Annotated in this window: 19 protein-coding genes; 7 read left to right on the top strand and 12 right to left on the bottom strand. The window is 41.9% G+C overall.

What is annotated here, in order from left to right; all coding sequences use genetic code 11:
• The first annotated feature begins 486 nt into the window (after nucleotides 1–486).
• Together OGI71_RS21365 and OGI71_RS21370 are read left to right on the top strand one after the other, a co-directional pair.
• On the top strand, nucleotides 487–1,089 hold the full coding sequence (locus tag OGI71_RS21365; RefSeq protein ID WP_282251774.1) for a hypothetical protein: 603 nt from the start codon (nucleotides 487–489) through the stop codon (nucleotides 1,087–1,089).
• Between the two features lie 30 nt (nucleotides 1,090–1,119).
• Nucleotides 1,120–1,269 (top strand): hypothetical protein, encoded by a 150-nt coding sequence (locus OGI71_RS21370; protein WP_282251775.1) that lies wholly within the window; start codon nucleotides 1,120–1,122, stop codon nucleotides 1,267–1,269.
• 4 nt (nucleotides 1,270–1,273) lie between these two features.
• Here the strand turns inward: OGI71_RS21370 and OGI71_RS21375 are convergent, their stop codons facing one another.
• Nucleotides 1,274–2,689, bottom strand: a complete 1,416-nt coding sequence (locus OGI71_RS21375; protein ID WP_282251777.1) for a PLP-dependent aminotransferase family protein — start codon at nucleotides 2,687–2,689, stop codon at nucleotides 1,274–1,276.
• Between the two features lie 2 nt (nucleotides 2,690–2,691).
• On the bottom strand, nucleotides 2,692–3,060 hold the full coding sequence (locus tag OGI71_RS21380; RefSeq protein ID WP_282251779.1) for a hypothetical protein: 369 nt from the start codon (nucleotides 3,058–3,060) through the stop codon (nucleotides 2,692–2,694).
• A 186-nt stretch (nucleotides 3,061–3,246) separates the two neighbouring features.
• On the opposite strand from OGI71_RS21380, the gene OGI71_RS21385 reads away from it, so the two are divergent.
• Both OGI71_RS21385 and OGI71_RS21390 read left to right on the top strand, forming a co-directional pair.
• Complete coding sequence (locus tag OGI71_RS21385) at nucleotides 3,247–4,827, top strand: Na+/H+ antiporter (protein ID WP_282251781.1); 1,581 nt, start codon at nucleotides 3,247–3,249, stop codon at nucleotides 4,825–4,827.
• Nucleotides 4,828–4,903: 76 nt separating this feature from the next.
• Nucleotides 4,904–5,542, top strand: coding sequence for an NAD-dependent epimerase/dehydratase family protein (locus OGI71_RS21390; RefSeq protein ID WP_282251783.1), 639 nt, complete (start codon nucleotides 4,904–4,906; stop codon nucleotides 5,540–5,542).
• A gap of 30 nt (nucleotides 5,543–5,572) precedes the next feature.
• On the opposite strand, the gene OGI71_RS21395 is transcribed toward OGI71_RS21390, so the two are convergent.
• The 3 genes from OGI71_RS21395 to OGI71_RS21405 all read right to left on the bottom strand — a co-directional run bounded on the left by OGI71_RS21395 (nucleotide 5,573) and on the right by OGI71_RS21405 (nucleotide 9,507).
• The gene (locus tag OGI71_RS21395; RefSeq protein WP_282251784.1) at nucleotides 5,573–6,121 is read right to left on the bottom strand and encodes a YcxB family protein; all 549 of its coding nucleotides are present in this window, start codon (nucleotides 6,119–6,121) and stop codon (nucleotides 5,573–5,575) included.
• Between the two features lie 287 nt (nucleotides 6,122–6,408).
• Nucleotides 6,409–8,097: a HEPN domain-containing protein gene (locus tag OGI71_RS21400; protein WP_282251787.1), complete on the bottom strand. Its 1,689-nt coding sequence runs from the start codon at nucleotides 8,095–8,097 to the stop codon at nucleotides 6,409–6,411.
• A gap of 96 nt (nucleotides 8,098–8,193) precedes the next feature.
• On the bottom strand, nucleotides 8,194–9,507 hold the full coding sequence (locus OGI71_RS21405; protein ID WP_282251789.1) for a hypothetical protein: 1,314 nt from the start codon (nucleotides 9,505–9,507) through the stop codon (nucleotides 8,194–8,196).
• A 107-nt stretch (nucleotides 9,508–9,614) separates the two neighbouring features.
• Between OGI71_RS21405 and OGI71_RS21410 the strand changes: the two genes are divergently transcribed.
• From OGI71_RS21410 to OGI71_RS21420, 3 genes are all read left to right on the top strand, one after another.
• Nucleotides 9,615–10,028 carry a hypothetical protein gene (locus tag OGI71_RS21410; protein WP_282251790.1) on the top strand — a complete coding sequence of 138 codons (414 nt, stop codon included), beginning with the start codon at nucleotides 9,615–9,617 and terminating at the stop codon, nucleotides 10,026–10,028.
• A gap of 175 nt (nucleotides 10,029–10,203) precedes the next feature.
• Nucleotides 10,204–10,575, top strand: coding sequence for a hypothetical protein (locus OGI71_RS21415; RefSeq protein ID WP_282251791.1), 372 nt, complete (start codon nucleotides 10,204–10,206; stop codon nucleotides 10,573–10,575).
• A gap of 440 nt (nucleotides 10,576–11,015) precedes the next feature.
• A complete protein-coding gene (locus OGI71_RS21420; RefSeq protein WP_282251792.1) occupies nucleotides 11,016–12,236 on the top strand; it encodes a hypothetical protein in 1,221 nt (406 codons plus the stop codon).
• Nucleotides 12,237–12,360: 124 nt separating this feature from the next.
• On the opposite strand, the gene lipB is transcribed toward OGI71_RS21420, so the two are convergent.
• The 7 genes from lipB to OGI71_RS21455 all read right to left on the bottom strand — a co-directional run bounded on the left by lipB (nucleotide 12,361) and on the right by OGI71_RS21455 (nucleotide 23,337).
• Nucleotides 12,361–13,056, bottom strand: coding sequence for a lipoyl(octanoyl) transferase LipB (gene lipB / locus OGI71_RS21425; protein ID WP_282251793.1), 696 nt, complete (start codon nucleotides 13,054–13,056; stop codon nucleotides 12,361–12,363).
• Between the two features lie 58 nt (nucleotides 13,057–13,114).
• Nucleotides 13,115–14,305, bottom strand: a complete 1,191-nt coding sequence (gene hflX, locus OGI71_RS21430) for a GTPase HflX (protein WP_282251795.1) — start codon at nucleotides 14,303–14,305, stop codon at nucleotides 13,115–13,117.
• Between the two features lie 577 nt (nucleotides 14,306–14,882).
• Entirely contained in the window at nucleotides 14,883–16,988 is a 2,106-nt protein-coding gene (recG, locus tag OGI71_RS21435; RefSeq protein WP_282251799.1) for an ATP-dependent DNA helicase RecG, read from the bottom strand.
• A gap of 36 nt (nucleotides 16,989–17,024) precedes the next feature.
• Entirely contained in the window at nucleotides 17,025–17,738 is a 714-nt protein-coding gene (locus OGI71_RS21440; protein ID WP_282251800.1) for a hypothetical protein, read from the bottom strand.
• A 230-nt stretch (nucleotides 17,739–17,968) separates the two neighbouring features.
• Complete coding sequence (locus tag OGI71_RS21445; RefSeq protein ID WP_282251802.1) at nucleotides 17,969–18,379, bottom strand: hypothetical protein; 411 nt, start codon at nucleotides 18,377–18,379, stop codon at nucleotides 17,969–17,971.
• A 217-nt stretch (nucleotides 18,380–18,596) separates the two neighbouring features.
• Nucleotides 18,597–20,267 carry a RagB/SusD family nutrient uptake outer membrane protein gene (locus tag OGI71_RS21450; protein WP_282251804.1) on the bottom strand — a complete coding sequence of 557 codons (1,671 nt, stop codon included), beginning with the start codon at nucleotides 20,265–20,267 and terminating at the stop codon, nucleotides 18,597–18,599.
• Between the two features lie 10 nt (nucleotides 20,268–20,277).
• Nucleotides 20,278–23,337: a SusC/RagA family TonB-linked outer membrane protein gene (locus OGI71_RS21455; RefSeq protein WP_282251806.1), complete on the bottom strand. Its 3,060-nt coding sequence runs from the start codon at nucleotides 23,335–23,337 to the stop codon at nucleotides 20,278–20,280.
• Nucleotides 23,338–23,491 lie beyond the last annotated feature (154 nt).

The raw sequence follows: 23,491 nt of genomic DNA on the forward strand, positions 1-23,491 counted from the left end.
GGCTGCTTTATCCAAGCAGCCTCTTGGCATATATAAGATACAGCTAAATCACCTGTAAAGTACTTTTCGCCTTATACAATCTGTGAGGAGATACGGTACTGGAGGGTTAGAGCGTTTTCGCTGATTTGTTACTCCTTGTTCGATAGTTGTTCGGGGATCCTTCGGGTGTGCATTGCTACTGCTTCGGGATTTCTTCGGGGTTGGTTTGACCGTTCTTCGGCTGTTGTTTGCCTTGTTGTCGATGAATGACCGAAGCGGAAGCGACCAGATGTCGAACCAGCCCCGAAGAAATCCCGAAGTTGGTACGAAGTATGTGCGGAGCCTACCCGAACATTGTTGGCACTTGAACGGACTTGAGGGGATTTAAAGGGAGTTGAAGGGACTTTTAGCGCCTTAGCGATAATGGTCTTATGTGTTGTTGAACGAGCTGTTGTTTAATTCATACGATTATTGTATTTTTAAAGTACACCAATTTAACTTAATGAAATGAGTAAATCTTCTGGTAACCGCAATATAGGAGGAAAGCAGGGGGTATCATACGAGCTGAGTGAAAATAGTCGTTTAGCTGGACTTGATTTTACCTATAACAGTGGCTTAACCAGTCGTTTGTATCAGATTCTAAAATCCATTCAACCTCGTGCCTGTGAACGCAGTACCTATATACGATTGCAAAATGCACTGTATGAAGCTGTACGTAATGACCGGGTGCATGATCTCGGGAGCTTACGGCTCGGATATGGATCAGTACTCCCCTTGAAAGGTTTCCGGTACTCCAAACGGCTCAGCTGGAACAATTTCTTTATGAATCACCCAGTCGCACATTTTGATGAAGCCCAGCAACAAGTTCGGGTTCAGCTCCATTTGGTAGGTCTCCGTAAATTTAATTTAATCCATGAAAAGCTTCGTAAAATAGACATAAAAATATATTGTGTGGTGATTCAACTGGATGATCGTAATACTATATTTTACCATTCTAGCAAAGCCTTGGAGCTAAGAAAAGAAGATCACAAAGTGGACCGTGGCATTACTTTCACATTGGAGGATTGCAAAGATGCCGTCATTTTATGTCTGGGCACAGTAAGGTGCTGACTGACGAGCCCTGATGGGTGTGACGAATTTATGTCCAATAGTAGTACCCTGATGACTGGTGAAATTTTCGATGTGATCCTGATCCGTGGAGGTAAGCATACTATATTCCCGGAGGAAAAATCCGATAAACTGCCACCACCTATTTCACAGAGTCATGATGATGAGGTTGACTGGGATTAACCGATTAGATGACAGCCTTAAAAAAACGGCCCAATCGCATCAGGTCGTTCGCTGTCTTTTCGTTCCAATCGACGGCATAGTTGAGCCGTATACAATTTTTAAATTGATCATGTTGGGTAAACATTCGGCCTGGAGCAAAGCTCAATTTTTGTTTTAGCGCGTAATCATAAAGTACGGTAGAATCAATTTTTGGATCCATTTCCAACCAGAGTACAAATCCACCTTCGGGTTGAGACATTTTGGTGTTATCGGGAAAATGGGCCTGGATACTATTTCTAAAATTGATATAATTGCTGTACAACTTCTTCCTAAAAGTATTGAGGTGATGGTCATAGCGACCGATCTGCAAAAATTTGGCTACGGCCTCCTGGTAAATGGCCGGTTGCGAGATGGTCTGGATAAGCTTTTGTTTGAGGATTTTGTCTTTGTATTGTCCGGGTTCAACCCATCCGATGCGAAAACTTGGCGCCAATACTTTGGTTACAGATCCGCACCACATGACCAAACCTTCTTCATCAAAGTATTTACAGGGTTTGGGTCGTGAGGTACCGAAATAAACATTTCCATAAAGGTCATCTTCGATCAAGGGGATATGATGGAAAGCAAGGAGTTTGACAAGTTCTTTTTTATGTTCATCGGGCATCAACGCGCCCAAGGGGTTGCTGAAATTGGAAACAAAACAGCAGACATCGATTTTATGGATCACTTTTTTCAGGGCGTCCAGTTCAATGCCCGTAATGGGGTGGGTCGGTATCTCAATGGTCTTTAAACCCAACACCTGAAACGCCTGGATAAAGCCAAAATAGAGGGGGCTTTCCACGGCAATGGTGTCATCGGGTTTCGTGACCGCACGGAGGCAGCTATAAATGGCATTCATAGCACCCGAAGTGATAATCAGGTCTTCGTCGCTTATTTTTCCTTCTAGTACGAGGGACCATTTGGCAATCTCTTTACGTAAAGTCGGACTACCCTGCACCTGCCCGTAATGATCACCGTAATCATGCAGCTCGTGTACGGTCTCCAGGATACATTTGTTGAGCTTCTGAATGGGGAGCAAAGAAGGGCTGGGTAATCCCAAAGAGAATCGCGTAATTTCCTTATCCTCCAATGAGTGGAAAACTTTATCAATCAATGCTGCGGGATCTTGCTTCTTTTCGTCAATCTTAAATGTTGAGATGGACGGTATAGACATCCGGCGTTGGCCGGCCAGGCTGACAAAAAATCCCGATTTGGGGCGAGACTCGATCAGGGATCTGCTCTCGAGCTCCATGTAGGCGCTCTTTGCCGTATTTAAGCTCACATTATACAATTTTTGCGCACTACGGACAGAAGGAAGACGATCACCGTAGGTCAAAGAGCCATTTTTGATCTGGTTCTCTACGATGTTTGCAATTTTCTTATACAATTGTTGCTGCTCCATACTTATACTAATTTACTGTTTCCCTTTGGATTTACCCAATCATGAAAATGACGGATTCCCCTTTTTAGCGATTCTTCGTCGCCAAACATATTTAAAAGCTGCTGTTCGAAATAAACCTGCGCTTTGCGCTTAAATACCGTTGATAAGTCTTCGGAAACTTCAGTTCGATACGAAATTTCGACAGTGAGGTTGTTGTTTTCGGAGACTGTAGCAGAAGAAACAGCTGCTATTTCCTCGTTTTGGGCAAGCAAGAGAAAAGGCATGTGCTGCAGGTTTTTGTTGGTCACTTCGGACTGAGCCTTTTTTAGTAGGGAGAGATCAGAGAGATTAACCTGTCTGATGGAATACGATTGATGTGTTGTAGTCGACATGGCAATAAATCTTTTTTGCTAATTTAAGAAGGGTACAGACCGAATTTGAGGTACAGAATTAGGGTAAAACTAGGGTACAGATGAAAAAGTAAAAAATATGACCGGGAGTTGATGGTTTTTAATTTCCATTTAAGATCTTTACAAGAGTTAATGAAATGTCTCAAGACCAATAAATTATGACAGCCTATGCATAACTTGTTTCCGCTATTTATTGCCATGATTACGGCCATCGTTCTACTTGAAATGCTGGCCACGAAACTTCGGGTTGCTTATCCCATTTTATTGGTTTTGGCGGGCTTGATTGTCAGCTTTATTCCAACCTTGCCCGTTGTTGCGATCGATCCGGATGTTATTTTTCTGATTTTCCTTCCCCCCTTATTATGTGAGGCTGCATGGTCGATTTCGTATAAGGAGATGAAGAAATGGTGGCGTATTATTGGAAGTTTTGCCTTTTTGGTCGTTTTCTTCACTGCGCTATCCGTTGCGGTGGTTGCCAATCATTATATTCCAGGTTTCACGCTCGCAATGGGTTTTCTACTGGGTGGGATTGTTTCCCCGCCAGATGCCGTCAGTACGGGTGCAATCATGAAGTTTGTGAAAGTTCCAAAATCTACTTCTGCAATCCTGGAAGGGGAGAGTCTGTTGAATGATGCTTCCTCTTTGATTATTGTCCGTTTTGCCCTGATTGCCGTGGGTATGGGACAGTTTGTATGGCAGGAAGCAGCGGTATCGTTTATCTGGATGTTGGTCGGTGGGGTTGGTATCGGTGTCCTTTTGGGCTGGTTTTTTATTCAGGCACATAAACGCTTACCGACGGATGCACCATCGGATATTGCTCTGACCTTGATCGAACCTTATTTTATGTATTGGATTGCCGAGCAGTTTCACAGTTCAGGGGTGCTGGCCGTCGTTGCGGGAAGTCTGTTGATGTCCAACCAGCGGCTTAAATTTCTGAACAGTACCAGTCGCGTGCGGGGGCTGAGTGTCTGGGAGAGTTTTGTGTTTATCCTGAATGGCATTGTATTTTTCATTATCGGTCTTGATCTCCCCGAAATTGTAGCTGGTTTGCGCGCAAATGGCACTTCACTGCGGGAGGCGATCGGTTATGGTCTTTTGGTTACAGCAGTCCTTATCTTTGCTCGTATGATCAGTGCCTATGCTGCGATGATTGCGACGCTTATCTTTCGTCCAAGTGTGGCACCTAGGGCGCGGTCTTCAAAACAACGTTTCTTTATGCCACTTTTACTGGGCTGGACGGGGATGCGGGGAGTAGTTTCCCTGGCAGCTGCGCTTTCCATTCCTTTGGTCATGAATGGTACCGTGATACCTCAGCGTCATCTGATTCTATTTATCACCTTTGTCGTCATTCTCTCAACCCTTTTGATTCAGGGATTGACGTTACCCTATCTGATCAAGCGGACGAAGCTCTTTGATACTGTTCTTGCAGAGGAACCCGAAGAGGTAGCCAAACAGCAGATGAAGCAAGGCTTAAAACAGCATGTCTATCAGTTTCTCAAGGATAAATATGAGAAAGAAGAACATAATCGGGAGGCAATGGAAAGGATTTTGCGACATTGGGAGGAAAAAGTCAATGCTGCGGATGATTCTTGGATGAATGAACGCACGAAAGTGATTTTCATTGAGCTTTTGGACGTACAGCGCGAATACCTGGAAAAATTGAATAGTGAATCGACGATTGATGAGGATATTGTCCGTGCGCAGCTCTATCAGATTGACCTGGAGGAAGAGCGCTTGCGCATGATATAATGCCGTGCTATCCTATTGATCTGAATAAATAATAATAATTGTAGCCCTTTGGGCTTGATACATAAGTTGAATTGCGATGAAAGTAATAATAACAGGGGCCACAGGGATGGTCGGAGAAGGTGTTTTATTGGAATGTCTTCAAAATGATAAAATAGATGCAGTATTGAGCATATCACGCCGTACTGCTGATATACAGCATCCAAAGTTAAAGGAGCTTTTGGTTAAGGATTTTACGGATCTTTCCGAAGTTGAGACGGAGATCGGCGGCTATGATGCCTGTTTTTATTGCGCAGGTGTCAGTTCAGTTGGCATGAAAGAGGATAAATACCGCTATATCACCTATGATACGACGTTTGCATTTGCAAAATCGCTGTTGAAGATCAATCCCGAAATCAGCTTTATTTACGTGTCTGGAGCGAGTACAGATAGTACTGAACAGGGACGTGTGATGTGGGCGAGAGTGAAGGGCAAGACGGAAAATGATCTAGCGAAATTGCCGTTTAAGAAAGAATACAATTTCCGACCGGGCGGAATGACCACCGTTGCGGGACAGAAGCATGCCAATCCATTCTCGTTTGTTGCCAAGATTATAAAATTCTTTGCCCCTTCGGCAGTGTTGTCCCTACATGAGGTGGGGCGGGCGATGATTCATGCCGTGGAGCGAGACGATGTAAAAAATATATTGGAAATCAAGGATATTAGAGCTTTGGCTTAGTGGATGGGTGGATATAAGGTCTTTCAACCGTTATTTCCATTTCCAGTCCAGCTCCTCCTGATAGGCGATATGAAGACGTTGGCTGAGCTGTATCAGGAAAGCTTTAAATTCGGCGGTATCTTCGATCTGCTGTTTTGGAAAAAACAGTTGATCGGCCATTTTTAGTTTGATAAAAAATGCGAAGGCCGTTTCGGTGATATATTCAAACTGATCGTATTGATATTTGGATTCCATTTGAGAACTTTTGATCTGGAGATAATTGTCTTCAAAAGTAATTGTATGGAGGATACCGATTCGATTTTGGAATTCGGGGCTTTTGACATATTTGCTGAAATAGCGCTTATAGTATATCCCAAGATATTTGGGAAAGAACAGAAAGGCGATTATGCTCACTCCGATAATCAGAATTGCCAGTTGACGTTCATAGTAGAAAAACGGGATGGCGAGTATCAGCATGAGCAGCATAAACATGAATCGTGATTTTTTGCGTGCTTTAATTATTTGGGGTGATTTAGACATACTGAACAGCAATGCATCCAGTTGATCTTGCTCGGAAAGGGTTAGTTGAAGTTCTTTCATAACGTAAATGTATTAAATTGCTGAGATAATCGGAATATTTCCGACTATCTGCAAATAATTTGACATGTCTGTTTTTGCACCAGCGGAGATCCGATAATATAAGGTTGGGATGGTCGCGGGTGGGCTTCCAGGGCTCGACGAATTAGGTAAGAATCATGCTATTCACCAAAAGTAATGCTTTTTGGTGAGTTCGTTCACTGAAAAGCATTACTTTCAGTGAATGGAGTGGTAGGATTTTGATGTAGTGACTGATTAAAAGTAGCCTGACGTATATCGGTATTTATTTCTTATTCTATTTTCTCGACCTGAATAGCGCTTGAGATTTTCTCAAAGTAATCTTCCATCTCTTCGTTACATCTTTCGATAAACAACTTTGTAAGCTCCTGTAATCTTATAATAGCGGATGGATCCCCTTTATAGTTCGCGTTATACCTGAATTGCTGTTGGGCTTTGATAATTTCTTTAAAGAGTTTAATATGATCAGTATTGTTCAGACAAAAGGTCGCATGCGCTTCGGGAACAATTAATCGGCAGAGGTTCATTAAAAACGGAAGACCTACAGATTGAGGTTTGTATTGAAGGATTGTATTGATAACTCCGAGACAGGTTTGTTCTAAAACTTGTGATAGTGAATGGTATCCGGCCTCAACGCTAAGAGTCCAATTATCCTCAAAAGCATAGTAGATGCAACGGGCGTTTTTATAGCGACTATCCCATTGTTTGCGCGCATACTCCAAGTCGAGTTGGGGAACTGCGATGCTATCTAGTGCTAAGTTTTCTATCGTTGCGTTTTGAAACCATATATCACCGACTTTCATCAGCGATAGAAAGAAAGGATGGCCTTTGGAGAGTTTTTTGATAAAGTGCGCTGTTTCTTCCGTCACTAAGGTCAGCGAAACATTTCTCGGCAGCAGATCTATGGTCTTTTGTTGCAGGTTGGCGAGGTCAGTATTTAGGCTGTCATACGCGATAAAGAGGTAGTAAGCATGCGTTATCTGCTCTTCTTTATTGTTTTGGAGCAGACTATTGTACTTATGTTGATCGGAATGATAACCGAAGCAGGCAACTAACGAAGGAGTACAGTATAACTCCAGAATATTTAAGATCAGGTCTTGATAACTGCTGTTGCAATGATACTTATTGTAAATAGAGGTGTTGTTTTTGAATTTTTCAATCTTCCTGTGCTGAATTTGTTTTGGGCTAAGTTTTTCTCTGATTTCTTCGAATAAAAGATTGGAATAATCGTAGATCCAATTTAACGCATTTATAGCAATTTGGTATGCTGTTTCTAATAAGCTTTTGTCAATCGTGTAATCGTGATTATATCTGTAATCAATATAAGCTTTCTCAATCTTATTAAGCGCTCTTTTTTTATCTTCTGTATCCGCTAATTTTGCTAATTTGGAATCAAATGTTTTGAGATAGTTGATATTTGCTTTAAGCGAATGTGATTTTTTTTCATCACTTATCAATAGATTTTCTGCTGTTCGGAGTGATAGTTCAATGGCTTGGTGGAGCATAAATGCTGCATGTGAATGGTCTCTGTGCTCCAGATAAAAATTATAGCCATCAATAAAAGAACGGATCTTTGTTTTCTCTTTATTGATATACACTTCAGTTTTCTCAATGACTTTTTCAGCAGAATCGTTAGGTACTACAAGTTGTATTTCCTGCGCTGGGTTTTGATAAATGCGGTTCCCGGTTTGACATATGAGTTGAGTTCGGCCCAGTCCTTGGTCGATTTTCTTTTGTACCTCGCGAGGTAAATGCACATTGAAGTAAAGATTAGTATAGTTTCCGATCGCTTTGTTGATTAGACTACGGGCTTTGTCAAATCTGGTAGCAGAATTTGACGAAAGATTAATCTGTAGCATCTGATATTTTTTGCCATCGCGGGCATAGATCCATTGATAGATTTCATCAACGGCGACTACGCGAAGAATAGCTTCAATAATTGGAGTAAGTTCGGTGTTCATAATTGATTGGTGTTGTGTTGTGGTTATTTTTTAAAGTCAAATGGGTTAGTTGTCTCCCACGATGCTGGACAAAATGATCGGTTGAATAGGAAGCTGCTATATTCCTGTTTCTATAGGGGCTGTTTGATTTTGATTTAGAAGATCTATTTCGTCCGAGAAGGCTACTAAATAAGCGAGCTCTATTATTTTAATAATGGTCTGATAGATTCGTGTACTGTAATCTGCATAGTCTCCGGTATATCGATTTTTATCGAGGCCATAGTTGATCCAGTCATATAAGATCTCATCCCATTGTTGTTGACTGTAGGTGCTAACAGTCGCTAATAACGATGATAATGGGTGCCCCAATTCTTCGTCTGATATATAATAAAGTATAATCTCCTTATTTTCATGCCTAATCAAAATTGATTGACATTCGGGCAATATGGAAATAGGGTTTTCTATATCTATTGAGCCGATGGGAGACTCTTCAAGTTTATTGGACAGCATTTCCAATAAAGAGTAAATGCAGGAATAGGTATAGAGGAGATTTGCTCCAGAGAATTTATTGTTTTCGTTGTTAGCGGACCAGAATTCATTTTCGGTAATAACTGTCCGGTACCAATATCGAATGTCTTCTTTCCAACCATTTAGGTCATCTCTATCAAAGAAGTTTTTGAGTGCTGAGATGGAGTAGGGTTGGGGAGCAAGCCACGTGGGCAATGTGATCCGTTCCTTTGGGTTCAATATTTCGTTTTCTACCGCGTCATCGGAAGGTTCCTTCTTTGTGTCTATGCTGTTGATCTGTTTCAAGGACTTTTGGCCTTGGATTTCCTCATTTTCAATCTCTTCTTGATTGTTTGCAATACTGTCTGGAAGTGATTTATTTCCATATATTTTATGCAGAGATATAGCTAATCTTTGTAATAATTCTCTAACGGCAAGGATTTTATTCCCCTCATTTCCTAGAAAATCACCATTTCTATCGCAAATATTTATCCAGATTTCATCTAGCGTTTCGTACCATTGCCATAATGATTGATACGAGAAAAATCGGCTGATCTCATCTTCCGGCGATTCAATATCATTTACACTGAGACATTCTCCTGAAACATAATTCCAATAGTCAGAATCACATTGAATAAAATCCAAGGGATTTTTCAACTTTTTCAAATTACATTTTTTGAAAATCACGTATGTTATTTCTACTAGCTCAATTATTTTTTTTGTGTTGTAGCCTGAATTCGCATGTGGATAGTTCATTTTCAGGCTTGAAGCGGCATTGATGAGCAGGTTTATATCCATCAGGAGATAACGAATGGATGTCTCTTGCTCAAAAAAGGCGTTGAGATATTTCAGCGGATCTTCAATATACTCCTTGCTTAAATAGCGAAAATGTTTCGCTTTTAGTTTCTTTTGCGTATTTTTCATGCTAGGAATGTTTTTTGGTTAAGTACTGTGTTTATAATTATCAATGACAAAGCTAATTTAAACACTAATTTTCGATAAAACAAATTATATATTGATAATTATTGATTATGAGTTCTTTTTTAACGAGAATTAAGGTTATTGCTGATAGGGAGGGATTAAGTGTAACAGCGTTTGAATCGGCTATTGGGGCCAGTAGAGGCGTATTTACACGTGCACTAAGCAATAATACAGATGTTCAGGCTAAATGGCTGATTAGTATTGTCGAAAAATATCCCAAATACTCCTCAGAATGGTTATTAAAGGGGGAAGGAGAAATGCTTAAGCCTGTTTTAGCTAAGGAGGATGAAGAGACGTATCTAACACCTGATTTGGAAAGAATCACTAATGGGGAGATTCATGCGTTAAAGCAATTAATTTTGTCACAAAATATCACTATTAAATCTCAGGAAAAGACAATTATATCATTAGAGCGATTATTATTGTCGTTGGAGCGCGAGATTGAATCGCTGCGGAATAAATAGATTATCATCGGCAGAAAGGCAATTGATTATTATTTTCATGGGGATAAGTTATTCAATCGCTTGGAGTCAACAGGAACTAGTGAGCCTTTTTTTTGTGAAGATAAACTCCGATACAAACGGAAAACTTGGTTTGTGGTTTGGTTTAAAATAATAGCGTCTTAAAAGTAGAATAATTGTGAACGTAAAAGAACGCGTATTGCTGATCGCTGAAAGAAAGGGCATCAGTAAAACTGAATTTTTTAAAGATGTGGGGCTTTCCTATGCCAATTTTAAGGGCGGTCAGAAAAATACAGCGCTGAGTTCGGATGCAATGATTGCAATATTGACCCGCCATCCAGATATTAGTCCTGCTTGGCTATTAATGGGTGAAGGTAAAATGATGCGTAGCGCGGAAACCGTTAGCCCTGAACCACAGATTGCTGCTGCAAGTTCCGAAGGTTCGTCAGTTTCCAAACAATTGGTCGCCGCACTTGAGCAGACGATCAAAGCGCAGGAAAAGACAATTTCTGCTTTGGAGGGACAGGTTGTGCTGCTGAATCGGAAGTAAGCGCTGGGCGAGATACTGTGTTAGTTCCGATGAGAGTTCTTTTTCTTCAACGGAGATATTCTTTACCCCGAGAGCTTTTAAAACAGCAATTTTTTTTTGTTTCCGAAGAACTAGACGCGTGCTCAAATGGAAATACTGCTGTTGTCATCATGTTTCATTGTTAAAATTGGGATTGTGAAACTTATGCCTTGATGCAAAGATGCGAAAACTATTTTTCATTAGTAAGGCCACTTAGTTATTGAAATAGGAACAGATCTGCTCTTCGTTTACGAAATAGCTGATTATAGCGATTTCCTTGGCCTCCTTTTTGCCTATTTTTGTTAAGTATCAGGGATGCTATTGTTAAGCTAAAAATATTGAGCTACCCTTAGGGATGGGTTTCAACGGATTTAGGCGACTTTGATGGATATCTGCATCGCTATTTAAAGAAATAAAGCTATATGTTTAGAAAAGTATTACTCCTGTGCTGTATCCTATACAGTTGTTTTGTGAACCGAAGCATGGCGCAGCCAGCGGGTGAACGGCCTGTTTATACATCCAAGTGGGGCTATCTCTATCGGGAGTCCGGAAATAACAATGATCCTTTGGGGGTATTTAGTACCGAAGCACCGATTTATCTGCTCGACTCGACCAATATGCAGTATAAGGTGCAGGTCAGCAACGGTGATATTGGCTTTATCGACCGACAACCGCTGAAGAAATTCATGGACGGGAAAAAATCTGCTGGTGAGCCCGCCAAGTATTTTTATCGGGGTGTCGAGGGGTATCAGTGCCCACACTATTATGTGCAGGTGTCCGAACTACGTGTCCGTAAATCACCTTCAACGACAAGCACCGCTGTGCGCCGCGCACCGCTCAATGAGTTGCTGTGCATTGATTATGTCCCTTTATATACCGACGGTTGGGTGTATATCGGTGATCATTTTCATGAGAATCCTGAATATGTTCAATTGAAATTTTTAGGCTCCGTCCTGACCTACGATAAAGTACTGAAAGATTATTTGGCGGTAAAAGGTAAGGATCAGGAGAAAGAACTGGTTCAGGTAGGAAGATTGCGGGAGCTGGCTTGGCGGGAGGAGAAAAACTTAAAACAGGCCTTTTCCTATTGGAAGGAATCTTATACCACCTACGGGGTGGAAAATCCGAAAGTCGATATTGATTTTGAATTGCTGCTGGCCAGTAAACTGGATAAAAAACCTGACTTTGAAGCCTATGAAAAGAAAATGAAGGCGCTGAACTTGCATTTTATCTGGAAAGGGCTGTCGCTCGTGGACGGAGAAATCAAGGATGCTCAGATGAATCAATTGAAGATGCAACGTGTTGCTGAGATACCGGATATGCCCGAATGTGGCTGGGAACCGCGTTACTTTTATAAAACCCCGAATATGATTGTGGCATTTGAGGAAAATTATAAAAAGAAGATCGTCGGAACGGTTTATAAACTATATTTTACGGACGGTGAGATCTTAGCACTAGGGGATCAACGTATGGATGCCAACTATGACGAAAGGGATTTTGTCAATCATTTTGGTGATATGATCTCTACGAATATGGTCGAAGAACCACATGTGTACCGTTTTCAAAATGGCGACGCAGGCCAACTGATCATCACGTTTAAAGATGGTAAACTGTTTAGCTATGACTGTATGTATTATTGTTAGCCGACCAGAGTAAGGCGCTAAATAAAGAAATGTATTCTACAGGGATTTCCTGTTTTTAAGGATAGCATAATCAAACAAGGACCTGTGTTGAGCAGGTCCTTGTTCGTTTCTATGATTTCTAATGCTAGATTACTTCCATTTCAAAAAGTCTGGCAATGTGTCCGCGAAGTTTTTCCTTCACTTCATCCATATCGACTTCTTGACCAAGTTCCCGCTTCAATGAGGTCACGTCTTTGTCGTCTATACCACAGGGGATGATATTGCTGAAATAATCCAGGTCTGTATTGACGTTAAACGCAAAGCCATGCATGGTTACCCAGCGTGAGGCACGCACACCCATCGCGCAGATCTTGCGGGCCGTAGGCTTGTCCGGTTCAATCCAAACACCTGTAAACCCTGGATATCTCCCCGCGTGAACACCATAATCGGCACAGGTCAGGATGATGGCTTCCTCCAATGTTCTTAAATAAAGGTGAATATCGGTAAAGAAGTTGTCGAGATCCAGAATCGGATATCCTACAATCTGACCAGGTCCATGGTAGGTGATATCACCGCCACGGTTGATCTTATAGAACTTCGCTTCTTTTTCTTCCAGGCCTTTTTCATCCAGCAGCAGGTATTCTTCGTGTCCGCTTTTTCCTAAGGTATAGACATGGGGGTGGGCTGTGAAAATCAGGTAGTTTGGCGTGTCTGTCGTTGTCGCATTGACCCGATTGTCATGTTTGACGTCTAATACGCCCTTGAAGATGGACTCTTGTCTGTCCCAGGCTTCCTGATAGTCTACAAGTCCCCAATCTTGGAACTGCACCACTTTATTCATTGCTTATTTTTTTAAGAAGACGGATCGTCAGTAACGATCCGCCGTCATGTTTGTCAAATTAATACAACAGGTTGTTGTATGGATAACGTTCATTGTGCATCTTCACGATAATATCGTAAAGTGTCTGTTTGAACTCTTCGATATTTGTCTTGTTTGTTGCAGACAGGAAGATCGCCGGATCTGAGTTTTTCGCCATCCATGAATTGCGGAAATCGTCCAATGTAATTTCTACCTCTTCACCATCGTGTCCTTCTTCAACAGCCGGTTTGTACAGATCGATTTTGTTGAACACTGTAATAACGGGCTTATCTAAAGCTTTCAGATCTTCCAATGTTTCATTTACCGCCTGAATGTGGTCTTCAAAGTTGGGGTGTGAGATATCCACCACGTGGATCAGCACATCTGCTTCTCTGACTTCATCTAATGTAGATTTGAAACATTCCACCAAGTGATGCGGTAATTTGCGAATAAAACCTACCGTATCGGACAGCAGGAACGGAAGGTTGTCGATAACGACCTTACGTACCGTGGTGTCAAGCGTTGCGAAGAGTTTGTTTTCGATCAATACATCAGATTTGGAGATCATATTCATGATCGTTGATTTACCAACGTTCGTATAACCTACCAGAGCTACGCGGATCATCTCGCCACGATTTTTGCGCTGGGTTTCATTCTGCTTGTCGATCGTTCTCAGTCTTTCCTTGAACAACGAAATTTTGTCCAAGATAATCCGTCTATCGGTTTCGATCTGCGACTCACCGGGACCACGCATACCGATACCCCCGCGTTGGCGCTCCAAGTGAGTCCACAAGCGGGTCAATCGTGGTAGTAGGTATTGCAATTGTGCCAGTTCCACCTGGGTTTTTGCCTGTGCAGTTTTCGCATGTCGGGCAAAGATATCCAGGATCAGATTGGAACGGTCCAAGATTTTGCGTTGGAGTTCTTTCTCGATGTTACGCAGTTGGGATGGGGATAACTCATCGTCAAAGACAACAATGTCGATCTCTTCGGCTTCGACATAGGCTTTGATCTCTTCAAGTTTTCCGCTACCGACAAAGGTCGCCCTATCCGGAAAAGCTAACTTCTGCGTAAACATGCCTTTGGTCTCTCCGCCGGCTGTTTGTACGAGAAATTCAAGTTCTTCCAGGTATTCCCTTGCTTTTGTTTCAGTCACGCCTTGAGTGATCACACTGACCAAGACGGCTGTTTCGGGTTTTATTGCTGTATCGTGTATTTTAATTCTGGCCATTTTGTACTATTAAGTATATTGTAGCGTATGGAGCGCGTTCAACTATGAGTTCATAGCGATCGTCTGCCTCTTATCATACTTCCACTTTTAATTTTTGTTTTGAAAAAGGTGAATTTAAGAAAAACCAATAAGTTTTTTGTGGTTTGCTTACCAGGGGCAACTCAAAATAAGTAAGCGGTCAGTCGCCATCTTTTGCCTAGTAAAAGAAGGGGATATTTTTTATATCATGATCATAATGATGCAAAATTAAATAATTTTGATTTTATATACAAATGAATTGATCACTGGATTTTTGTATAAGTGATTTATGACGATCTGTTTACCTTACTTTTGGTCACCATTTCTCAGGGGAATGAAACCTCACTCGAAAAGGTTTATGCTGACTTGGGCATTTCTGAGGAAAGCCGTTGGTAGACTATTTGGATTTATTGGGCGCTGAATCGCGTCAAATAGTTTATTGAATGCTCAGCTTATGGAGCATTCTCGTGGGCACTGAAGGTGTCATCATCTGGTTTGTGCCGAATATATAGCGTTTCTTTTTTTGAATTTAAGTGCGCCAGTGCTGATTGGCTGATGATCAGGATATTTTGTCCCAGGCAATACCATCTGATTTCCGTGCCAAAAAGCTTCGAAGTAACTGATTTTTCTCGCTCTGAAGCGTAGGATCTTCTTTGAATATGGCAATCACGGTGTTTCTACACTCGGTCAATAAGGCCTGGTCTGTCGCTAGATTGGCCATCTTAAGGTCAAGGACGCCAGATTGTTGTGTGCCGGAGATGTCACCGGGGCCGCGTAATTCCAAGTCAACTTCGGCGATCTCAAAGCCGTCATTGGTGCGCACCATGGTGTCCAGCCGGAGACGGCCTTCCTTGCTGAGCTTATTTCCCGACATCAGGATACAAAAGGACTGTTCGGCTCCACGGCCTACACGCCCCCGCAATTGATGGAGTTGGGAGAGGCCAAACCGTTCGGAGTTTTCAATGACCATGACAGAGGCATTAGGCACATTGACACCGACTTCAATTACGGTTGTTGCCACCATGATCTGAGTTTCATGCTTCACAAAACGCTGCATCTCAAAATCCTTATCTTTTACGGGCATCTTGCCGTGAACAATACTGATTTTATATTGCGGAAGGGGAAATTCGCGCTGTAAATTCTCCAGCCCTGCTTCTAAATAAATCAAGTCCAGTTTTTCACTTTCTTTGATCAGGGGATAGACCAGATAGACCTGTCTGCCTTTGGCGATTTCCTCGCGCATAAAACCAAACATCCGCAGACGGGAGCTTTCAAAGAAATGCACGGTTTTAATCGGTTTACGTCCGGCGGGAAGTTCGTCGATCACCGAAATATCAAGGTCACCATACATGGTCATCGCCAGCGTCCTTGGAATAGGAGTCGCTGTCATGACCAGCATATGCGGTGGAATGACATTTTTGCGCCAGAGTTTAGCCCGCTGTTCCACACCAAAACGGTGCTGTTCATCAATGACAACAAAACCAAGATTTTTAAATTGCACTTTATCCTCAATGAGTGCATGGGTGCCGATCAGGATGTCGAGTGTTCCCTCTTCAAGCGCCTGATGTATCAGCCGACGTTCTTTGGTGCCGGTTGACCCTGTGAGCAGTTTGATGCTGACGAGATCATCACCGACAAGCTGTTTGAGTCCATGATAATGCTGTGTGGCCAAGATCTCGGTAGGTGCCATCATACAGGCTTGGAAGCCGTTGTCAACTGCGAGCAGCATACTCATCAGGGCAACGACCGTTTTACCGGAACCCACATCACCTTGCACGAGACGGTTCATCTGCGCGCCAGTATTGGTGTCGATACGGATTTCTTTAACAACGCGTTTCTGTGCACCCGTCAACGGGAATGGAAGTCGTTCATTGAAAAAAGTGTTGAACTTTTCGCCTACTTTATTGAAGCGCTGGCCTCTGAATTTCTGCGTGTTCAGTTGTTTGTTGTTGAGCAGTTTGAGCTGGATGAAAAACAGCTCTTCAAATTTGATCCTTTTGATGGCCTGGTTCAATTCCTTTTGGTTGCTTGGGAAGTGAATGGACGCTAGCGCCTGCTGGTGAGAAACCAGTTGGTGTTTTGCCATTATTTCCTGGGGGATCGTTTCACCGATACTCCGAAATACCGTCTCTAATGCTGCCTGCTGCAAACGTTGGATGCCTTTGGTGTCCAAATTGAATTTTTTGAGTTTCTCCGTGGAGGAATAGACTGGCTGTAAGCTCATGTTACCCGCCTGTTTGACCTGCGGATTGTACAGGTCCATTTCAGGATGGGTGATAGAGAGCTGCCCATTAAATTCGCTGGGCTTGCCATAAATGATATAAGCCGAACCTACTTTCAGGGACTTTTGGAGCCAGGGAATGGACTGGAACCAGACAAGTTCCATGGAGCCGGTTTCGTCCTTGAATGAGCCGACGAGGCGTTTGGTTCTTTTCTCACCCACGAGCTGTAGTGAAACCAGCCGCCCCAAAACCTGTGCCGCCATCATATCGGGGTGCAGCTTCCGTATCTTGTGGAATTCTGTGCGGTCGATATAACGGAAAGGATATTGGGTCAACAGGTCCCCAATGGTAAATACCTGTAACTCTTTCTTGAGTACATCTGCCTTTTGGGGACCTACACCTTTGAGGTATTCTATTGGGGTAATTAAACTTAATTCAGCCATTCTTCTCGAATGGCTAAAATACGAAAAATTTAATTTTTACGATTTAAATACTTCTACAAATGGCTTGCCATCCCTGCATTGAACTGGCCTTGCCATATTTGGACATCCCCCCTGACAGGTTGTTTTTTCTAGGCTGAGTTTTCTTTCGGTGAGACGATTGTATAGTTGAATTTTTTCTATCATCTCATTGGACCGAATGGTTTTATGTACGGCAATTCCCTCCATGCAGCAGCCTGTTCGTAAAAAATGACTTTGCCAATCGTTTGGATTGCTGCAGACAACGTCTTTATAGAATTCTTGAAGCTCTTTATATCTTTTAGGCAATTCCACGTTGACTTCTTCGAGGGAAAGGTTATGTGCAAAGCGGAGCATTGCTTTCCCGTTGTCACAGACTTTCCCCAGGGGTGGGTCGGGGACCGGCATCGACATCAGTTGTGTTTCATAGAAAATTTTACCTTCGCGTTCAGCCGCTTTATTCCGTTCATCTTGCAAATAATCCAGTTCTTGCTGCAATTTTTCGAATTGGCTTTTCAGTGACGAATGTACTAGGTAATAGGTATAGTAGGGGCGTTGTATAATTTCAAATTCCTCAATATTTTTGCAGGGAACAGATTGGATGAGGGTGCTTATCTCCTCCGCTTTTTTACTAGCTAGCTCAGACCAATAATCATATGATTTAGAACTGTCTTTCGAACAAGCTAGAAATAGTAGAAACCCAATAATTGGGATTGTAAATATTATTTTTTTCATCAGTTTATAATTTGGTTTTTTAAAAGTTATTGAACCATCAGATTTACTTCGTGCGCTCGTATGCTCGGTTGTCTCGACTATATATTTTAAACGGTATTCAAGATGCTAATGCTTTTTGTTTGATCGATTGTGCGTTTGAATACATCTTGATGGTTTCATTTTAAGGGTTACATTGGGCTTTTGGTACTTTTAAGTTTTTAATCTGTTTAATGCTTATGTTTGGAATCAGTTTATTCGTACTTAATTGTAGCTTTCTCTTCTTTACAGATGACATCTAGTGGTTTTCGATAGGGAATGCAATTGATTCTTGGCGCCATCATGGGCTGGTATATTTCCATCAACTTATTATAATCATTGATCATGTTTTGTAAGATGGTCTTATCAACGGAACGGTGGTAGGGGATATGACTGGTGCCACATACGGTCTGGATATCTATTATTTTCCAGTCATCGGCATTGGAACATTCTTTTGGGCTGGCTAGCGCTATAATTTTACTGTATTTTTCATTTGAAAGTGTTTCCAATTCCTTTTCGGTTTTTTCTTTATAGGGGTTGTCAAGATGGGATTCGGATTTACAAACAACAAATAGCATAGTACAAGCGAGCAGGGAGGTAATACCTAGGACGGACAGATTTTTCATAATAGCGTATTTGGTTTTTTGACTGAACGGACAATTTTGTGTAGGTGCTACAGTGAGAATCGAAAATTTCTCATGGCCGTGATTTTTTAGAAACTGTGGCTTGTGCCGGACCGTAGGACGGAACGATGGGCTAGGTGCAAATAGGATCAGCGCAATATTAAAAAAGCGGCTTAATCACAAGATTAAGCCGCTTTTTTAATATTGAAGGGAATTCTTTTTAGAAATTTCCTTTCGCAACATCCCACCAAAGGCGAGTGCCGCCATTATCGGGGCCACCCAAAAGTGATATTGCGTTTTGTACTTCAGCTTTGTTGGTATTGTATTCGTTCTGTGGGAACGGCAAACGACGTATCTGTATTTTTGTGTCGATCAGTCCGCCGCTGTTATTGACAACTACTGGAAATAAACGTGGATATCCGGTACGACGGAATTCACTCCATGCCTCTTGTCCTTCCGGGAAGATTGCCAACCATTTTTGGGTAATGATACGTTCTAGTTTTTCCTCATTTGTAGCCGCATCGTTCCACTTTATGGTTAGTGCACTAGGTGAAACTGCGTTGTTTTCCGCATTGAATGGATCCTTATAGGCCGCCGCTTTGCTTGTATTGTCATTTAAGTATGCACTCAAACCGGAGCTGACACCCCACTGTGCGAATGAAGTCTCCACGCCCTTCTCATAAAGCGACTGTGCTGTTCCACCGACATTGTTCCAGCCTCTTAAAGCTGCTTCGGCCCGTAAGAAGTAAACTTCTGCAGCTGTCATTAGAATGGGGGCCGTACTGGCGGTGAAGGTTGGTGTGGTACCTTCTGTATTCAGTGCTGAAAGTTTTTGATATTTGTCTTTTTCAATACCCTCTGCACCCGTACGAATACCAATGTACTGACCTGCAACTGCTGTCAGTGTAGGATCATTTGAAACGGGGGACATGTATTTTGAGATCCGGGGATCTTTCAATCCGACCATGTAAGACGAAAGTGTTGCATTGATACGCGTATCGGCCCAGTTTTTGGCAATAAACCAAAGTGGATTGCTATAGGTTCCGTCAGTAGGTACGGTAACCTTGAAATTATCGGAATTGCTTTCCAAAACACCACCATTTGCTGGATCCAATGCTTTTTCTGCTTGTGTTTTTGCTAACTGCGGGTCAACTTTAACCAAACGCATCGCAAGACGTAAGCGCAGGGAATTGGCAATTTTCAACCAATTTTTAAATCTTACCTGATTATCTGTATTTGGAAAAACCAAATCAATCTGGTCGATTTTTGCCGCCATTGGACTATCTGCTTTATAGGCCTTCAATACCGTTACAGCTTCATCAAGTTCTTTAAAAAAGCTATCGTACACGTCCGACTGTTTGTCATAAGGGATTGTATTGGATGTACCTACCTGACTGTAGGGGATGGGACCATAGATATCCGTAACCCGGCTTGCTGCTTCCACTTTGATGACTAGCGCGGACCCCCATAATGCTGGGTATGTTTCCGCAAGACCATTTTTTTTCAATTTATCGATCGCCTTGATGACATTGAGGTATAATACTTGGAAAGGTTCGCCATTCCAGCCATTTACCATAGCATAATTGAGGTTGTTCTGTCCACTATTGAACGGTGTTGGCGACATGAAGAAGCCTGAATAAACATCCGCATTCAAATTCTGTTGTACCTGGTATGAGTTTGGATCGCCGGCACCTGAAAAATTATAAATGGACATTTGAGCGTTCCGAAGGAAAATGACAAGATCTTGTCCGTCTCCTTTTAAGTCCTCATCTGTAACGCCAATATTGTTTTTGTTGTACTCTTCAAAATTTTTGGTGCAGCTAGTCATAGAGCCTCCTAAAATTAAAAGAGCAAGAGAGAACTTGGATATATTTTTTATTGTAAATTTCATTGTATTTCTGTTAGAACGTTGCGTTTAATGTTAGACCATAGTTACGTGTTGCTGGCATCATAAAGATATCAACACCACTTAGTGCGTTGCCCGTAGACATGGTCACTTCAGGATCGAAAGGTGCCTTTTTCGAGATATAGAATAGGTTTCTTCCGACAGCATTGACACGAAGTTTTTTGAAGAAGCTATCTTTAATGTTAAAATCATAGCCAAAGGTTAGCTCGCGCAATCTCACTACAGTTCCGTCATAGATATATTGACTACTCACAGGCCCCATACCGGCAGTTGATGTGTACCATTGCTCTGCATCCACTTTTGTGACTGCTTTACCATCTGGTGTTACACCATTGACGATCACACCACCATTCGCACGCGCATCGCCAGTTACTTTCGATACACCATAACCGTCAAGTAAAGATTGTGTGACCGACATGACGTCATAGTTGAACTTGCCATCGATAAGGAAGCTTAAATTGAAGTTCTTATAGTTAAAGCTGTTGTTCCAGCCCATCTGCCAAATTGGATTGGAATTTCCAAGTTTAGTATAGACGTTGTTTTTTTGCGGAATTCCGTCCGCAGAAATTAGGATACGGCCTTGGTTATCGCGGACAAAATCCTGTCCATAGATATCACCAAAAGATCCCCCAACTTCCAATTTGGAAGCAAAGTTATTTCTACCTTCTCCGGTCAGGTTAAATTCAGGTACAGCATCCGCAAGTTCGATAATCTTGTTTTTGTTGTAGGTGAAGTTTACACTTGTGGTCCAAGTAAAATTATCATTCTTGATGGCATCCAATGAAACCAATGCTTCTACACCCTGATTTTGGATATTTCCGGCATTGATCGCATATTGTTTGTTCAGTGAAGCGTGACTTGCTGCTACCTTAAAGAACTGATTTGTTGTATTGGTTTTGTAGTAGGTCACATCGACATTCAGACGATTATTCCACATACGCCATTCTGTACCGATTTCCAATGACTTCGTCTTTTCCGGTTTTAAAGTTTTCAAAAAAGCGATATCATTAACGGTTAGTACGGCATAAGGATTTACCGTATTTGTCAATAGGGCTGTATAAGGAGGCAAGTCATTACCCACGACTGCATAAGAACCGCGGATCTTGGCCATATTGACAAATTCAGGTAGGTTCAACTTGTCATTCAGTACGATACCCAGACCTGCTGAAGGGTAGAAAAAGGATTTTGTACCAGTGAAAGCCAGTGTACTCGACCAGTCATTACGAGCCGTCAGATCCAAATAGATCCAATTATCATAGGCTAAATTTGCCGAGGCAAACACCGACTGTAATTGTCTGCGGTTGGCAGATAATGTGGAAGTGACAGGTGTAGTTGTATTTTGGATAAAGAATTGATTAGGAACCTTCAAGCCGTCTTTTCCTGTTGTGAAATCTGTTCCTTCTGTTTTCCAATCAGTGATACTTGTACCGACCAATCCTGTGATCTGCAATTTGTCGCTAACATTAAAGTTCATATTAGCAACGACATCACCATACTGCTGTGTAATGGTGGTATTTGTGTAGCTATATGCACCATTTTCGCGGGCAAGAATTTTTTGGGTTCCTGCATACGCTTTTCTATCCCAAACTTCACTCGTCCGGTCTACACTACCACGTGCCTGCACGCTGATCCATGGTGCAATTTTGTATTTTGCACTTCCGTTCAACAATAAGCGATTTCTGGTAGATCTTGTCGAATTCCGGTTTGCAATCCACCAGGGATTTTGTTGTGTAGTTTCATCATCCGAAAGTGTAAACCAATTCTGCTCATTGAGACTACGACTTGGATTAAATTTTTCGTAATTTTTATAATCTGCAATATTCAAACTGCGAGGTAAAAGATAAAGGCCGACTAAAGGACTGTAGTAGAAGCCCGAAGTAGGTGCATTATCCAATTTTTGTGTAATGTAGTTTGCACTCGCTTCAACCGTTAATTTATCATCAAAGAATGTTGCACTCTCTTTGAGGTTGAAGTTGTGGCGCATCAGGTCATTTTCTGGTAGTATTCCCTTTGCAAGGGTATTGGCATAAGAAAAGTAGGTTTGATTTTTCTCATTACCACCAGATAGCGTTAGTGAATTTGTGAAATTACTCCCCGTACGGAAGAATTCGCCAACATTATCGTAGTTAGCACCATTCGTTTTATCACCCCAACTAAATACACTCGTACCACTGTTTTTGCCTTTAGAACCTTGGCCATATTGGCTCTGGAACTTCGGTGTTGATACAGCTTGTTCGATTTGGGCACTTGATGAAAAGTTAATGGTCGTACGTCCTTGCTTTCCAGATTTGGTTGTAATCAAAATCACACCATTGGCGGCCTGACTACCATATAATGCTGCAGCTGAAGCCCCTTTTAATACGGAGATATTTTCTACATCTTCTGGATTGATAAGTGATATTGGATCTCCGCCATCGCGCTGACCACCGAAAACATTATCTGGTTGGTTGGCTAAGGTTTGGTTATTGATCGGTACACCATCGACAACATAAAGTACTTGGTTATTGCCGGAGGCAGATTTGTTACCACGTAAAACGACTTTTGCGGAACCACCTGGGCCTGAGGAGCTGGATGCTATATTAACCCCCGCTACTTTACCATTCAGGTTATTGGCCAAGTTGGTGCTTTTTACCTTGTTCAGTTCATCTCCACTAACCTGTTGTGTAGAGTAGGTCAGTGATTTCTGTGCGCGGCTGATACCCAGCGCCGTGACTACAACACTTTCAAGCTGTTGCGTCTGCTCATCTAGGCTTATTGTAACTGTTGTTTCTCCTGGACCAAGTGTAATCGTCTTATTTTCGTAGCCAATCGTGCTGATATTCAGGACACGATTTTTATCGTCTACATTGATCTGAAATGTTCCCTTACTGTCTGTGGAACTTGCTGTTGACGTTCCCAATACTTTAATGGTGGCGCCCACGAGTGGAGTTTTTGATTTTGCATCGACAACCGTTCCTTTCACTTGGCTGCTTTGCGCATGTAGTAAAGATGCTGAAAAAAGCATTGTCGGAACAATACTCAACATCTTCAGTGTAGTGTATAATTTGTTATTCATGTAGTATATGTGTTATATTCAGTTTTTTATATACATATTTTCACAACAGAAGTTATTTTCCACGGTAATGGGCTAATTCCATTTAGCATGTTGGTTAGGGGAATGGTATTGAATAGAGCTGGAGAGCAAAATAAGTGATTATTGTATGTTATTC

The sequence above is a fragment of the Sphingobacterium sp. ML3W genome (assembly GCF_029542085.1).
Classification (GTDB): Bacteria; Bacteroidota; Bacteroidia; order Sphingobacteriales; family Sphingobacteriaceae; genus Sphingobacterium.

Bases quoted from the DNA above. Each gene is read 5' to 3' on its own strand.
- OGI71_RS21455 (WP_282251806.1), bottom strand. From the start codon at position 23,337: ATGAATAACAAATTATACACTACACTGAAGATGTTGAGTATTGTTCCG.
- OGI71_RS21395 (WP_282251784.1), bottom strand. From the start codon at position 6,121: ATGAAAGAACTTCAACTAACCCTTTCCGAGCAAGATCAACTGGATGCA.
- OGI71_RS21400 (WP_282251787.1), bottom strand. From the start codon at position 8,097: ATGAACACCGAACTTACTCCAATTATTGAAGCTATTCTTCGCGTAGTC.
- OGI71_RS21380 (WP_282251779.1), bottom strand. From the start codon at position 3,060: ATGTCGACTACAACACATCAATCGTATTCCATCAGACAGGTTAATCTC.
- OGI71_RS21410 (WP_282251790.1), top strand. From the start codon at position 9,615: ATGAGTTCTTTTTTAACGAGAATTAAGGTTATTGCTGATAGGGAGGGA.
- OGI71_RS21365 (WP_282251774.1), top strand. From the start codon at position 487: ATGAGTAAATCTTCTGGTAACCGCAATATAGGAGGAAAGCAGGGGGTA.
- OGI71_RS21450 (WP_282251804.1), bottom strand. From the start codon at position 20,267: ATGAAATTTACAATAAAAAATATATCCAAGTTCTCTCTTGCTCTTTTA.
- recG (WP_282251799.1), bottom strand. From the start codon at position 16,988: ATGGCTGAATTAAGTTTAATTACCCCAATAGAATACCTCAAAGGTGTA.
- OGI71_RS21440 (WP_282251800.1), bottom strand. From the start codon at position 17,738: ATGAAAAAAATAATATTTACAATCCCAATTATTGGGTTTCTACTATTT.
- OGI71_RS21390 (WP_282251783.1), top strand. From the start codon at position 4,904: ATGAAAGTAATAATAACAGGGGCCACAGGGATGGTCGGAGAAGGTGTT.
- OGI71_RS21385 (WP_282251781.1), top strand. From the start codon at position 3,247: ATGCATAACTTGTTTCCGCTATTTATTGCCATGATTACGGCCATCGTT.
- hflX (WP_282251795.1), bottom strand. From the start codon at position 14,305: ATGGCCAGAATTAAAATACACGATACAGCAATAAAACCCGAAACAGCC.
- OGI71_RS21375 (WP_282251777.1), bottom strand. From the start codon at position 2,689: ATGGAGCAGCAACAATTGTATAAGAAAATTGCAAACATCGTAGAGAAC.
- OGI71_RS21420 (WP_282251792.1), top strand. From the start codon at position 11,016: ATGTTTAGAAAAGTATTACTCCTGTGCTGTATCCTATACAGTTGTTTT.
- OGI71_RS21405 (WP_282251789.1), bottom strand. From the start codon at position 9,507: ATGAAAAATACGCAAAAGAAACTAAAAGCGAAACATTTTCGCTATTTA.
- lipB (WP_282251793.1), bottom strand. From the start codon at position 13,056: ATGAATAAAGTGGTGCAGTTCCAAGATTGGGGACTTGTAGACTATCAG.
- OGI71_RS21370 (WP_282251775.1), top strand. From the start codon at position 1,120: ATGTCCAATAGTAGTACCCTGATGACTGGTGAAATTTTCGATGTGATC.
- OGI71_RS21445 (WP_282251802.1), bottom strand. From the start codon at position 18,379: ATGAAAAATCTGTCCGTCCTAGGTATTACCTCCCTGCTCGCTTGTACT.